This is a genomic window from Streptomyces sp. SID5643, from assembly GCF_009872555.1.
GTDB lineage: Bacteria > Actinomycetota > Actinomycetes > Streptomycetales > Streptomycetaceae > Streptomyces > Streptomyces iakyrus.
The window spans coordinates 1-12,651 of the sequence record NZ_WWIC01000273.1 but is presented as its reverse complement, the minus strand read 5'-3'; the positions used below and the strand labels follow the sequence as shown (position 1 = coordinate 12,651).

13 protein-coding genes are annotated in these 12,651 nt (G+C 73.4%); 3 read left to right on the top strand and 10 right to left on the bottom strand.

Annotated elements, in window-relative coordinates; all coding sequences use genetic code 11:
• Positions 1–408 (top strand): PucR family transcriptional regulator (locus GTY56_RS30535; RefSeq protein WP_161368526.1); only part of this gene is annotated, 408 nt, incomplete at its 5' end.
• Between the two features lie 6 nt (positions 409–414).
• On the opposite strand, the gene GTY56_RS30530 is transcribed toward GTY56_RS30535, so the two are convergent.
• The 5 genes from GTY56_RS30530 to GTY56_RS30510 form a co-directional block, all read right to left on the bottom strand.
• The gene (locus GTY56_RS30530; protein ID WP_161368525.1) at positions 415–1,557 is read right to left on the bottom strand and encodes a glycosyltransferase; all 1,143 of its coding nucleotides are present in this window, start codon (positions 1,555–1,557) and stop codon (positions 415–417) included.
• Positions 1,558–1,778: 221 nt separating this feature from the next.
• Positions 1,779–3,497, bottom strand: coding sequence for a DNA repair protein RecN (recN, locus tag GTY56_RS30525; RefSeq protein ID WP_202510956.1), 1,719 nt, complete (start codon positions 3,495–3,497; stop codon positions 1,779–1,781).
• A gap of 157 nt (positions 3,498–3,654) precedes the next feature.
• Entirely contained in the window at positions 3,655–4,560 is a 906-nt protein-coding gene (locus GTY56_RS30520; RefSeq protein ID WP_031112347.1) for an NAD kinase, read from the bottom strand.
• Positions 4,557–5,372 (bottom strand): TlyA family rRNA (cytidine-2'-O)-methyltransferase, encoded by an 816-nt coding sequence (locus tag GTY56_RS30515; RefSeq protein ID WP_161368524.1) that lies wholly within the window; start codon positions 5,370–5,372, stop codon positions 4,557–4,559. Before GTY56_RS30515 ends, GTY56_RS30520 begins: the two co-directional genes overlap by 4 nt.
• A gap of 31 nt (positions 5,373–5,403) precedes the next feature.
• Entirely contained in the window at positions 5,404–5,706 is a 303-nt protein-coding gene (locus GTY56_RS30510) for a hypothetical protein (protein WP_161368523.1), read from the bottom strand.
• Between the two features lie 42 nt (positions 5,707–5,748).
• Here GTY56_RS30510 and GTY56_RS30505 point away from each other — a divergent pair, with 42 nt between their 5' ends.
• Positions 5,749–6,096, top strand: a complete 348-nt coding sequence (locus GTY56_RS30505) for an SCP2 sterol-binding domain-containing protein (protein ID WP_161368522.1) — start codon at positions 5,749–5,751, stop codon at positions 6,094–6,096.
• Here the strand turns inward: GTY56_RS30505 and GTY56_RS30500 are convergent.
• The 4 genes from GTY56_RS30500 to GTY56_RS30485 all read right to left on the bottom strand — a co-directional run bounded on the left by GTY56_RS30500 (position 6,080) and on the right by GTY56_RS30485 (position 10,160).
• Positions 6,080–6,964: an ABC transporter ATP-binding protein gene (locus GTY56_RS30500; protein ID WP_161368521.1), complete on the bottom strand. Its 885-nt coding sequence runs from the start codon at positions 6,962–6,964 to the stop codon at positions 6,080–6,082. The genes GTY56_RS30505 and GTY56_RS30500 overlap by 17 nt on opposite strands.
• Positions 6,961–8,001, bottom strand: a complete 1,041-nt coding sequence (locus tag GTY56_RS30495) for an iron chelate uptake ABC transporter family permease subunit (protein ID WP_161368520.1) — start codon at positions 7,999–8,001, stop codon at positions 6,961–6,963. Before GTY56_RS30495 ends, GTY56_RS30500 begins: the two co-directional genes overlap by 4 nt.
• Positions 7,998–9,041 (bottom strand): iron chelate uptake ABC transporter family permease subunit, encoded by a 1,044-nt coding sequence (locus GTY56_RS30490; RefSeq protein ID WP_161368519.1) that lies wholly within the window; start codon positions 9,039–9,041, stop codon positions 7,998–8,000. The genes GTY56_RS30495 and GTY56_RS30490 overlap by 4 nt, the downstream gene beginning before the upstream one ends.
• An 87-nt stretch (positions 9,042–9,128) precedes the next feature.
• Positions 9,129–10,160: an HAD-IIA family hydrolase gene (locus GTY56_RS30485; protein ID WP_161368518.1), complete on the bottom strand. Its 1,032-nt coding sequence runs from the start codon at positions 10,158–10,160 to the stop codon at positions 9,129–9,131.
• Between the two features lie 72 nt (positions 10,161–10,232).
• On the opposite strand from GTY56_RS30485, the gene GTY56_RS30480 reads away from it, so the two are divergent.
• A complete protein-coding gene (locus GTY56_RS30480; RefSeq protein ID WP_161368517.1) occupies positions 10,233–11,525 on the top strand; it encodes a DUF1015 domain-containing protein in 1,293 nt (430 codons plus the stop codon).
• 81 nt (positions 11,526–11,606) lie between these two features.
• Here the strand turns inward: GTY56_RS30480 and GTY56_RS30475 are convergent, their stop codons facing one another.
• Positions 11,607–12,392 carry a tetratricopeptide repeat protein gene (locus GTY56_RS30475; RefSeq protein ID WP_161368527.1) on the bottom strand — a complete coding sequence of 262 codons (786 nt, stop codon included), beginning with the start codon at positions 12,390–12,392 and terminating at the stop codon, positions 11,607–11,609.
• Between the last annotated feature and the right edge of the window lie 259 nt (positions 12,393–12,651).

Here is a 12,651-nt window from a genome sequence, read left to right as displayed (position 1 = left end):
GCCGGCGGCTGGCCGGCTGCGGCCTCGGGCCTGCGGCACGCGGCCGAGACGGCCACGGCGGCCCAGGGCCTGCCGGACCGGCCCTGGTACGACGCCCGCCGCCTCGACATCGACCTGCTGCTGTGGCGGCTGCGCGACCACGAGGACCTGGCGGCCTTCGTCGACCGCGCCCTCGGCCCGCTGCTGGAGCACGACCGCCGCTCCCGGCCGCCGCTGCTGCCCACCCTCACGACCTACCTCGCCCACGCGGGACGCAAGGCGGAGACGGCCCGCGAGCTGCACCTGAACCGGCAGACCCTGTACAACCGCCTGGCCCGCATCGGGGAGTTGCTGGGCACCGACCTGGACGACCCGCAGACGGTCCTGGCCCTGAGCCTGGCCCTGCGGGCCCGCAGGCACGTGTCGTAAGGGCTTCTACGGAAGCGGCCGGGGCTGTGTCAACTCGTCGTACACGCTGAGCACTTGGGCGACCGTCTCGTCCTCGGTCGGCCAGCCGGCGGCCTGCCGGGCGCCCTTGGCCGCCAGCAGGTCCCGCCGTTCCCGGTCGCCGAGCAGCCGCACGACGGCGTCGGCGAGGGCTTTCGCGTCGCCGTACGGGACGAGTTCGGCCGCGTCGCCGACGAGTTCGGGGATACCGCCGACCTCCGTCGCGACGAGCGGCACGCGTGCGTGCAGGGCCTCCTGGGCGAGGACCGAGCGCGCCTCCCAGCGGCTCGGCAGCAGGGCGAGGTCGGCCGCGGCGAGCAGGTCGGTGATGTCCTCGCGCCGCCCGATGAGCCGGACCGGCAGCCCCTCCTCCTCGATCCGCGCCTGGAGCTCACCGCGCAGCGGGCCCTCTCCGGCGATCACGACCAGCGGCACGGGATCGAGACGGCGCCAGGCACGCGCGGCGTCCAGCAGCACGTCGTATCCGCGGTGGCGCTCCAGGGAGCCGACGGCCATGAGCAACGGCCGTCCGATGGCGCCGAGTTCGGCGCGCACCTTGGGCCGCCGCCGGTCGGGGTCGTCGGGCTCGCGTGGCCTGCGGGGACCGGGCAGCGCGACGGCCGCGAGCCGGGCGTCCCGCGCGCCGGTGGTCCTGGCCCGGTCCACGAGCGCCGAGGTCGTCCCCAGCACCACCGTGGCCGCCTTCACGACCCTTCGCTCCAGCACGCGCAGCATGTGGGCCCGCGCGCCGTCGGCGTGCGCCCGGTCGTGCCACGTCACCACCAGCGGAGTCCGCACGCGTCGCCCGCTGAGGGCGAGCACGGTGCGGAAGGAAGCGTGCAGCCCGTGGGCGTGCACCAGATCGGCGTTGGCGCAGGCCGCCCGCAGCGCGGCCACCGACACCGGGTCGCTGCTGCGCGGCACGTGCACGTGGTCGGCCCCGACGCCGCTGAAGTCGTAGGCGTGATCGGCCTCATAGGGGGCGCACACCGTGACTTTCACGCCCCGCGCGACGAGCCCCGCGGCCAGCGAGCGCACATGCGCACTACTGGCGGCATTGCCGCCGCCCAGCACCTGCACGGTGCGCAGCGGCAACTGGCCATGCGGTGAGTGGCTGCTCACGGGGGTCACGTGGCCGGGCTCCTGGTTCGGGTCGGGCGGTCACGACGCGGTTTCGCACGCGTACTCCGCCAAGGATGCCAGGAGACAAGGGTGTTCCGGGAACGCCGGAACCCCTGCGCCGCGGCACCGGGGCGCGGCACCGGGGGAATGCTCCGGGCCGGGTCACCCACACGAGTGAAATCGGGTGACCCGCCCGGCCTTGCCGCACCACCGCCGGTGCGCCGCTCCGGCTAGCCGTCCGCCCGGGCCGCCGCCAGCAGCTCCTCCGCGTGTGCCCGGGCCGTCTCGGAGTCCTCCTGGCCGGCGAGCATGCGGGACAGCTCCCGGACCCGGTCCTCACCTTCGAGGACCTTGACGCCGGAGCGGGTCACGGACCCGTCGTTGGTCTTCTCGACCAGCAGCTGCCGGTCGGCGAAGGCGGCCACCTGGGGCAGGTGCGTCACGACCACGACCTGCGCGGTCTTCGCCAGCCGCGCGAGCCGTCGGCCGATCTCGACCGCCGCCTTGCCGCCGACGCCGGCGTCGACCTCGTCGAAGAGGTACGTCGGCACCGGGTCCGTCCCGGCGAACACGACCTCCACGGCCAGCATCACGCGCGACAGTTCACCGCCGGACGCGCCCTTGGCGATCGGCCGCGGCGGCGCACCCGGGTGCGGGGCGAGCAGCAACTCGACCTCGTCGGCGCCCGCGGGACCGTAGGCGACCGGACGCCCGCCGACCTCGACGCCGTCGGGGTCCTCGGTCTGCCGGATGTCGAAGGACACGCGCGCGTGCGGCATGGCGAGCGAGGCCAGCTCGGCGGTCACGGCGGCGGCGAACCGCTCGGCGGCCTCCGTCCGGGCATCGGTCAGCGCCTGTGCCAGCCCGCCCAGTTCGGAGCGCAGCGCGTCCCGTTCGGCGGTCAGCTCCCCGATCCGCTCGTCGTCGCCGTCCAGTTCGGTCAGCCGGGCGGCGCTCTGCTCGGCCCAGGCCAGCACGGTGGCGATGTCCTCGCCGTACTTGCGCGTCAGCCCGGTGAGCGCGGCCCGCCGCTCCTCGACGGCCGCCAGCCGCAGCGGATCGGCGTCCAGATCGTCGGCGTACCCCGCCAGGTCGCCGGCCGCGTCGCGCAGCAGGATCCCGATCTCCCCGATGCGGTCGGCGAGCGCGGCCAGCGCCGGATCGTGCGACCGTACGGCGTCCAGGGCCCGCTGCGCGCTCGCGACGAGCGTCCCGGCGTCGACGCCCTCCGGGTCCTCGGGGTTGCCCGCGAGGCCGGCGTGGGCGACCGCGGCGGCGGACGCCAGCGCCTCGGCGTGCCCGAGCCGCTCGGCCTCCTCGGCCAGCTCCACGTCCTCACCCGCACGGGGCTCGACGGCAGCGATCTCGTCCAGCCCGAAGCGCAGCAGGTCGGCCTCCTGGGCCCGCTCACGGGCCCGGGTGGTGATCTCGTCGAGCCCGGCGGCGACGGCCCGCAGCCGCTTGTACGCCTCGCCGTACTTGGCCAGCGGCCCGGCGACCGCGTCGCCCGCGTACCGGTCGAGCGCCTGCCGCTGCCGGGACAGCTTGAGCAGCCCCTGCTGGTCGGTCTGCCCGTGCACGGCCACCAGCTCGTCGGCGAGCTCGGCCAGCACGCCCACGGGCACGCTGCGCCCGCCCAGGTGCGCCCGTGAGCGCCCCTCGGCGGAGACGGTACGGCTGATCAGCAGGGCCCCGTCGTCGAGCTCGGCCCCGGCCTCCTCGGCGCGTACGGCGACCGCTGCGTCCCCGGGGACGGTGATCCGCCCCTCCACGACGGCCTTCCCGGCCCCGATCCGCACCAGCGCCGGGTCGGCCCGCCCGCCCAGCAGCAATCCCAGGCTGGTGACCACCATGGTCTTGCCCGCACCCGTCTCACCGGTGACCGCGGTGAACCCGGGCGACAGCTCGACGACAGCATCGTCGATCACGCCCAGCGACCGTATCCGCATCTCCTCCAACACGGACACGACCTTACGAGGTCCGAGCCTGCGAGTGCGACCGGCCCGCCCCTGTCACCCACGAGAGTGGTGATCGGCCCCTCGGCGCGCGGGGAACTGCGCGACGAGCCACAGAGCACCCGCGCCCGCCGAGGACGAGCAGCCACCCCTAATGAGGTGCGCCCCGCCACCCGGAGACCGGCAGCGCGAACTTGGCCACCAGCCGGTCCGTGAAAGATGCGTGATGCAGCCGCGCCAGCCGCACCGGCACAGCCCCCCGCCGCACCTCCACCCGCGCCCCGGGCGGCAACTCGACCGTCCGCCGCCCGTCGCACCACAGCACACCCGGCGGAATGTGGGGCAGAACCTCCACAGCCAACACAGAATCCGGCGACGTCACGAGCGGCTTCGCGAACAGCGCGTGCGCGGAGATCGGCACCATCAGCAGCGCCTCGACCTCCGGCCACACCACCGGCCCGCCCGCCGAGAAGGCGTACGCCGTCGACCCCGTGGGCGTCGCACACACGATTCCGTCGCAACCGAACCCCGTCACCGGACGCCCGTCGATCTCCAGGACGATCTCCAGCATCCGCTCGGCGGACACCTTCTGCACGGCGGCCTCGTTCAGCGCCCAGTCCGTGTGCACGATGTCACCGTTGCGGTGCACGACGACGTCGACGGTCATCCGCTCCTCGACCTCGTACGCCTTGGTGACCACCCGGTCGACGACCTTGTCGAGGTCGTCCCGCTCGGCCTCCGCGAGGAACCCGACGCGCCCGAGGTTGACGCCGAGCATCGGCACACCCGACGCCCGCGCGAACTCGGCACCGCGCAGCAGCGTGCCGTCACCACCCAGCACGATCAGCAGCTCACAGCCGTCGAGGCACTGCGGAGTGGCCTCCTTGACCAGCTCCACCTCGGCCGGCAGGGGCAGGTCGCGCGCCTCGGCCTCCAGGACGCGCACCCCCAGACCGGAGCGCAGCAGCCCCTTCACGACGAGCTCGGCACTGCGCACGGCGGCGGGCCGCCCCGTGTGGGCGAGCAGGAAAACAGTACGAGCTCGGTTCTCGGTCAACGCGGCCCCTCCGCCACTGCACGGTCTGCCTCGGCCGGGTCCAGTTCCGGTGCCCCGGACCGCAGCCACAGAAAGTATTCGACATTCCCCGACGGCCCGGGCAGCGGACTGGCCGTCACGCCCTTCACCCCGAGCCCCAGCCCCCAGGCCTTCTCGGCCACCCCCCGCACCGCCTCGGCCCGCAGCTGGGTGCTGCGGACCACTCCCCCGCTGCCGAGGCGCTCCTTGCCGACCTCGAACTGCGGCTTGACCATCATCACCAGGTCGGCGTCCGGCTTCACGCACCGCGTCAGAGCGGGCAGGACCAGCCCGAGCGGGATGAAGGACAGATCCCCCACGACAAGATCCACTGGCTCCCCATCGATCGCTTCAAGCGTCAACTCGCGTACGTTCGTACGGTCCTTGACGGTGACGCGTTCATCCTTCTGCAGGGACCACGCGAGTTGTCCGTATCCGACGTCCACGGCAACGACGTGCGCGGCGCCCGCCCGCAGCAGGACATCGGTGAAACCGCCGGTGGACGCGCCGGCGTCGAGCGCCCTGCGCCCCTGGACGGCCAGCCCCTGCGGACCGAACACCGCGAGCGCGCCGGCCAGCTTGTGGCCGCCGCGCGAGACGTAGTCGGGGTCGCTGTCGTCTTGGGCCACCACGATCGCGGCCGCGGTCTCCACCTGCGTGGCGGGTTTGGTCGCGACGGTCTTGCCGACGGAGACCCGGCCCGCGGCGATCAGCTGCGCGGCGTGCTCGCGCGAGCGCGCGAGCTTCCGGCGGACCAGCTCCGCGTCCAGACGGCGTCGTGCGACTCCTGCCACGTTCGGTTCAGCTCCTAGGTCCAGGCGGCGATCAGAGGGGGCGACCCGAAGGGTCTCGTTGAGGGGTGGTGGTCGGGTGACGGGCGGGAGCCGGAGGTCCCGGGCGTACGTCGAGCGCGGTGAGCGCGTCGCGCAGCCCCCGGTGTACATCCTCGTACACCTCGAGATGCCCGTCCGTGGCGAGGTGGTCCGCGTCGCCGAGCCGGTCCAGGGCCGCGTCCACGCCGGCGTCACCGGTCGGCGTGCGGGGCACGTTCAGGGGGGCCGGGGCGGCGGGGTCGTGTGCCGGTTCGTCCTCCGCCGCCGGCGGGGTCCCGGGAACTGCGTCGTCCATGCCACGACGCTACCGCGAACCGCTGCGGTACCGTCGATCGCGATGGCCACGATCGAGGAGTGCCGCAGCGCACTCGACAAGCTCTCGGACAACATGCAGCGCGCCGAAGGGGACGTCCGCGACGCCGCGGCCCTGGACCGCTCGGTGAGCTGCCACATCACGGACCTCGACATCACCTTCACCGGCCGGATGCGCGGCGGGCGGATCGAGGTGCACGACACCGTGCCGGGGCCGCCGCCGGGCAAGGCCGAGATCAGACTCGTCATGACCGGCGACGACCTGGTGGCCCTGGTGGGCGGCGAGCTGAACTTCGCCAAGGCCTGGGGCTCGGGCCGGGTGAAGCTGCACGCCGGTGTGCGGGACCTGCTCCAGCTCAGGAAGCTTCTGTAGCCGCGGCCCACCCGCCCGTGTGCCCGGCGCGGGCCTTGCGGGCCGCCGGCACGACCAGCGGCGTGCCCGTCTCCGGGTCGTCGATGATCTGGCAGCGCAGCCCGAAGACCTCCTCGACCAGTCCGGCCGTGACGATGTCCTTCGGCGCGCCCTCGGCGATGACCCGGCCCTCGCGCAGGGCGATGAGGTGGGTGGCGTAGCGGGCGGCGTGGTTCAGGTCGTGCAGCACGGCGACGAGCGTGCGCCCCTGCTCCTCGTGCAGCTCCGCGCACAGATCCAGGACGTCGATCTGGTGCTGGATGTCCAGGTATGTCGTCGGCTCGTCGAGGAGGAGCAGCGGTGTCTGCTGGGCGAGCGCCATGGCGATCCACACGCGCTGGCGCTGGCCGCCCGAGAGTTCGTCGACGTAGCGGTCGCCGAGTTCGGCCACGCCGGTCTGCCGCATGGACTCCTGCACGACGCGCTCGTCCTCGGCCGACCACTGGCGCAGGATGCCCTGGTGCGGGTAGCGGCCGCGGCCGACCAGGTCGGCGACCGTGATGCCGTCGGGCGCGATGGACGACTGGGGCAGCAGCCCGAGGGTCCGCGCGACCTTCTTCGCGGGCATCGACTGGATGACCTGCCCGTCGAGCAGCACCCGGCCCTCGCTCGGCTTGAGCATCCGCGACAGCGCCCGCAGCAGTGTCGACTTGCCGCACGCGTTGGGGCCCACGATCACGGTGAAGGAGTTGTCGGGTATCGCCACCGACAACCGCTCCGCGATGACCCGCTGGTCGTAGGCGAGGGTGACGTTCTCGGCGGACAGGCGGTTCACGGTGCTCCCTTGGTTGTTCAGTCCGCTGGTGCTCTTCTCCACCCCTGCGCTCATATCCGGCCCGCCCTGCGCTCGCTGACCAGCAGCCAGAGCAGGTAGACCCCGCCGAGCACACCGGTGACCACGCCCACGGGCAGCTGCTCGGCGCCGAACGCCCGCTGCGAGACCCAGTCGGCGACGACCAGCAGCGCCGCGCCCATGCACAGCGAGGGCAGCAGGTTCGGCCCGGGCGAGCGGGTCAGGCGCCGGGCCAGCTGCGGCGCGGTGAGCGCGACGAAGCTGACGGGACCGGCCGCGGCGGTGGCGGACGCGGTGAGCAGCACGGCCGCCACCATCAGCAGCAGCCGTACGCGCTCGACCCGCACCCCGAGGGCGTACGACACGTCATCGCCCATCTCCATCATCCGCAGCCCGCGCGCGTTGACCAGGACGAGCGGCACCAGGACGGCGGTGAGCGCGAGCAGCGGCCACACCTGGTCCCAGTCCCGGCCGTCGAGGGACCCGGTCATCCACACGACCGCGCGGGCGGCGTCCACGATGTCGGACTTGGTGAGCAGGTAGCCGTTGACCGCCGTGACGATCGCGGAGACGCCGATACCGACCAGGACCAGCCGGTAGCCATGCACACCCCGCTTCCAGGCGAGCACATAGATGGCGAGTCCGGTCACCAGGCCGCCCACCAGCGCCCCGGCCGCGACCTGGTTGGCGCTCCCGGAGCCCAGCACGATCACCACGAGCGCGCCGGCCGTCGCCCCCTGCCCGAGACCCAGCACGTCCGGACTGCCCAGCGGATTGCGGGAGATGGCCTGGAACAGGGCCCCGCCCAGTCCGAGCGAGGCGCCGACCAGCAGCCCGACGAGGACCCGCGGCAGCCGCAGCTCGGTGACGATGAACTCCTGGCCCGGATTGCCCTCGCCGACCAGCGTCCGCAGCACGTCGGCCGCCGGGATCGGGAAGTCGCCGGTGCCGATGAGCACGACACTCGCCACGAGCGCCGCGAGGATCAGCAGGAGCACGACGGTGACGGCCCGCGCGTCCAGACGTATTGAGAGGCCGCCCGGCGTCCGCACGGCACGGTTGGTGGTCTTCACAGCTGCGCCGTCCTCCGCCGTCGTACGAGAAAGATGAACACCGGACCGCCGAGGATCGCGGTGACGATGCCCACCTGGAGCTCCGAGGGCCGGGCCACGATCCGGCCGATGACATCGGCTCCGAGCAGCAGCACGGGCGACAGGATCGCCGCGTACGGCAGAATCCAGCGCAGGTCGGGCCCGGTGAAGGAACGCACGGCGTGTGGCACCATCAGCCCGACGAACACGATCGGCCCGCACGCGGCGGTCGCGGCCCCGCACAGCACGGTCGCGGCCAGCATGGACAGCGCCCGCGTGCGGTTGAGGTCGGCGCCGAGGGCCTTGGCGGTGTCGTCGCCCATGGCCATCGCGTTGAGCGGCCGGGCGAGCGCCAGTGCCAGGACCGTGCCGGTCAGCAGGAACGGCAGGACCTGCGTGATGGTCGAGTCGGTCGCCGAGGCCAGCGAACCGACCGTCCAGAAGCGCATCTTGCCGAGCGCCGCCTCGTCCATGATCATCACAGCCTGGAGGTAGCCGTACAGCGCGGCGCTGATGGCCGTGCCGGCGAGCGCGAGCCGCACCGGTGTCGCCCCCCGGCTGCCGCCGAGGAACCACACCAGCGCCCCGACCGCGGCAGCGCCGAAGAACGCGAACCACACGTAGCCGCTGAGCGAGGTGACCCCGAAGTACGTAAGGGCCGTGACGACCGCGGCGGACGCACCGGCGTTGATGCCGAGCAGACCCGGGTCGGCCAGCGGGTTGCGCGTGAGGGCTTGCAGGACCGCCCCGGCCAGGCCGAGCGCGGCGCCCGCGAGCAGCCCGAGCACGGTCCGCGACAGCCGCTCCGCCACCACGACGTCCCCATAGGTCCCCGAGTCCTCGAACAGGCCGTGCCAGACCTGGCCGAGGGACAGCTCTTTCGCACCGATCGCGATACTCGCCAGCGCGACGAGTACCAGGATCGCGACGGCCAGGAGCAGCCCGAAGACTCGCACCGCCCGTCGGGTCGGGGGCGCGGGGGCGCTCTCCGCGCGCTGTTCAGGGGGACTCTCGACCAACACGCTGGTTAGGTTAGCCTACCCTCGCATTCGAGCAAGATTCGGTTCCGGGCCCCTCCCCGGGTGCCCGGCCCGGACGCTGACAGGCGCTCAGATACCCAGCCGCGCCAGCGCCTTCCCTCCGTCCAGCCCACACCCACCCTCACCGGCTGCCGTCCACGCCGCGGCGCACAACGCGCGCAGCCCGTCCAGAGCCTCACCCTCCCCGTCGATCTCCAGCCGGTCCGCACCGGACGTCGCCCTCCAGCCACCGCACCGGAATGCGCCCTCGCCCGCTTCGACGACCTCCGGCTGAGGGCCGAGCATCCCGCGCAGATCCGCGTCCACATACGTCGGCCGGTGCTGCGCAGGCGCGGCCAGCAGCCGCGCGCCGTCGGTGACACCGGTCAGGACCAGGAGCGAATCGACGCCCCCGTTGAACGCGCCCTCGATGTCCGTGTCCAGCCGGTCTCCCACCACCAGCGGCCGCTGCGCGCCGGTCCGCAGGATCGTCTCCCGGTGCATCGGGGGCAGCGGCTTGCCCGCCACCTGCGGCTCGGCGCCCGTGGCGATCCGGACGACCTCCACCGCGGCGCCGTTGCCCGGCGCGATCCCCCGACCGCTCGGAATGGTCAGGTCGGTGTTGGACGCGAACCACGGCACGCCCCGGGCCACCGCGTAGGATGCCTCGGCGAACCGGCCCCACGGCAGATCGGCCCCGCCGAACCCCTGTACCACCGCCGCCGGATCGTCCTCCGCGGACTCCACCGGCACCAGCCCGCGCTCGCGCAGCGCGACCCGCAACCCCTCACCGCCGATCACCAGCACCCGGGCGCCCTGCGGCACCTGCTCACTGATCAGCCGCGCGACCGCCTGCGCCGAGGTGATGACGTCCTCCGCGCCCGTCGGTATCCCCAGCTCCGTCAGGTGCCCGGCCACGGCGTCCGGCGTCCGCAGCGCGTTGTTCGTGACGTACGCGAGCCGCATACCGCCCTCCCGGGCCCGGGCCAGCGACTCGACCGCGTGCGCGATCGCGCTCCCGCCCGCGTACACGACACCGTCCAGATCGAGCAGCGCCGTGTCGTACGCCTCGCTCAGGGCCTGCCCACTGCCCTCGGGCCTCGTCCTGACGCTCCGGCTCATCCCGCATCGCTCCTCGTTCGACGGCTTTCCCCCGATCATCCCCCATGCCACTGACAGCCGTACGATGCCGGGATGAATACAGCAGGTCACTCGGAGGCAACGGCGCACCGAGGCCTGGAACTCACCCCGTTCCGAGGCCTTCGTTACGACCCCGACCGGGTCGGCAGCCTAGCCGCCGTCACCTCTCCGCCGTACGACGTCGTGGTGCGCCCCGACGGCCTGCACCACCTTGAGGCCGCCGACCCGCACAACATCGTCCGACTGATCCTCCCGCAGGCCGCCACGCCCAGCGCCCGCAACGAACAGGCCGCCGACACCCTGCGCCGCTGGCTGTCCGAGGGCGTCCTGACCACCGACCCGGAACCGGGTCTCTACGTCTACGAGCAGCGGGACGGCGACGGCATGCTGCAGCGCGGCATCATCGGCGCCCTGCGCGTGTCCGACCCCGCCGAGCAGGTGGTGCTGCCGCACGAGGACGTCATGCCGCACATCGTGGCCGACCGCGCCGCCCTCATGCGCGCCACTTCGGCCAACCTCGAACCCCTCCTGCTCACCTACCGGGGCGATGACGCGACGGCTGCCACGGCCGACCTGATCGAGCGCACCGTCGAACAGCCTCCGCTCCTCGCCACCACCACGGAGGACGGCTTCCACCACCGGCTGTGGTCGGTCACCTCTCCCGAGGACCTGGCCACGATCCGGACCGGCCTCGGCCGGCACCAGGCCCTCATCGCCGACGGCCACCACCGCTGGGCGACCTACCGCCGCCTCCGCACGGAGCACCCCTCGCCCAGCCCGTGGGACCACGGCTTGGTCCTCCTCATCGACACGGCCCGGTACCCGCTCCGGGTCCGCGCCATCCACCGGCTGCTGCACGACCTGCCGGTCGGCGACGCCGTCGCAGCCCTGAAGGGCCGTTTCCGCGTACGCCGGCTCGAAGTCCCCCTCCCCGAGGCCCTGGACGCCCTGGCCGACGCGGCCGGCGCCGGCAACGCGTTCCTGCTGGCCGGGGACGGCGCCTTCCACCTCGTCGACCAGCCGGACCCCGGCCTGCTGGCCCGCACGGTCCCCGCCGACCGCCCCGAAGCCTGGCGCACCCTGGACGCGACGGTCCTGCACGCCACGCTCCTGGAACACGTCTGGCGCATCCCCGAGGACTCCCCCGCCCACATCGCCTACATCCACGACACGGCGGCCACGGTGGAGAAGGCGGAACGCGACGGCGGAACGGCCGTGTTGATGCACCCGGTCCGCGAGGAGGTCGTCCGCGACCTCGCCCGCCAAGGCGTGACGATGCCCCGCAAGTCGACGTCGTTCGGCCCCAAGCCGGCCACGGGCCTGGTGCTGCGGGCGCTGGACCTCTGACGGGGCGAAGCCGGTGACGGCATGACGAAGGGGCGGGCCCCGGGCCTCACGGCCGGGATCCAGCCCCTCCTTCGACGGACGTCAGTCCTTGTCGTCCTGGTCGCCGTCCTCGTCGTCGTGCTTGTCGTCGTCCTTGTCCACGCTCTCCTCGGACGGAGCCGGAGCCCGGACCTCATCGTCCGCGTCCTCGGCCATGGCGTCGACGAACTCCACGCCGTCCAGCTCGGCAAGCCGGTCCGAGGCGTCGGTGCTGCCGTCGCGGTCGGCCTCGACGGCCTTCGCGAACCACTCCCGCGCCTCGCTCTCCCGCCCGGCGGCAAGCAGCGCGTCGGCGTAGGCGTACCGCAGTCGCGCGGTCCACGGCTGCACGGAGTTCGCGGCCAGCTCCGGGCTTTGCAGCGTCACGATGGCCGCGTCCAGCTGCCCCAGGTCCCGCCGCGCGCCGGCCGCGACGAGCCGCATCTCGACCTGCCCGGCCTTGTCGAGCTTGTGCACCTCGGGCGCCCCGGCCATGTCCAGCGCCTTCTCCGGCCGCCCGAGCCCGCGCTCGCAGTCGGCCATGACGGGCCACAGGTCGATGTTCCCGGTCATCCGCTTGGCGGCCCGGAACTCGGCCAGCGCCTCGCCGTACTTCTGGTTGGCGTAGGCGGCGAACCCGGCGGCCTCCCGCACGGCGGCGACACGCGAGGCCAGCCGCAGCGCGACCCTGGAGTAGCCGTAAGCACCCTCGGGGTCCTCGTCGAGGAGCCGCGCGACCATCACCAGGTTCCTGGCGACGTCGTCCGCGAGCGTCTTGGGCAGGCTCTGCAACTCCTGCCGTACGTCCTTGTCGATCTCGTCGCCGGTGACGTCCTCGGGGATCGGCAGCCGCTTGATGGGCTCCCTGTCCCGGTCCCGCTCCTCACGGAACCGGCCGGGCCCACGCCGGTCGTCCCGGCCGCGGAAACCGCCCCGGTCACCGTCGCGCCGGTCGCCGTCACGCCGGAAGGACGGACGGTCGCCACGGTCGTCCCGACGGGGCCCGCGTCCGCCGCGGTCGTCGCGGCCGCGGAAGCCCCCGCGGTCGTCCCCACGGCGGTCATCACGGCGGTCATCACGGCGGTCGTCACGGCGGTCGTCACGGCGG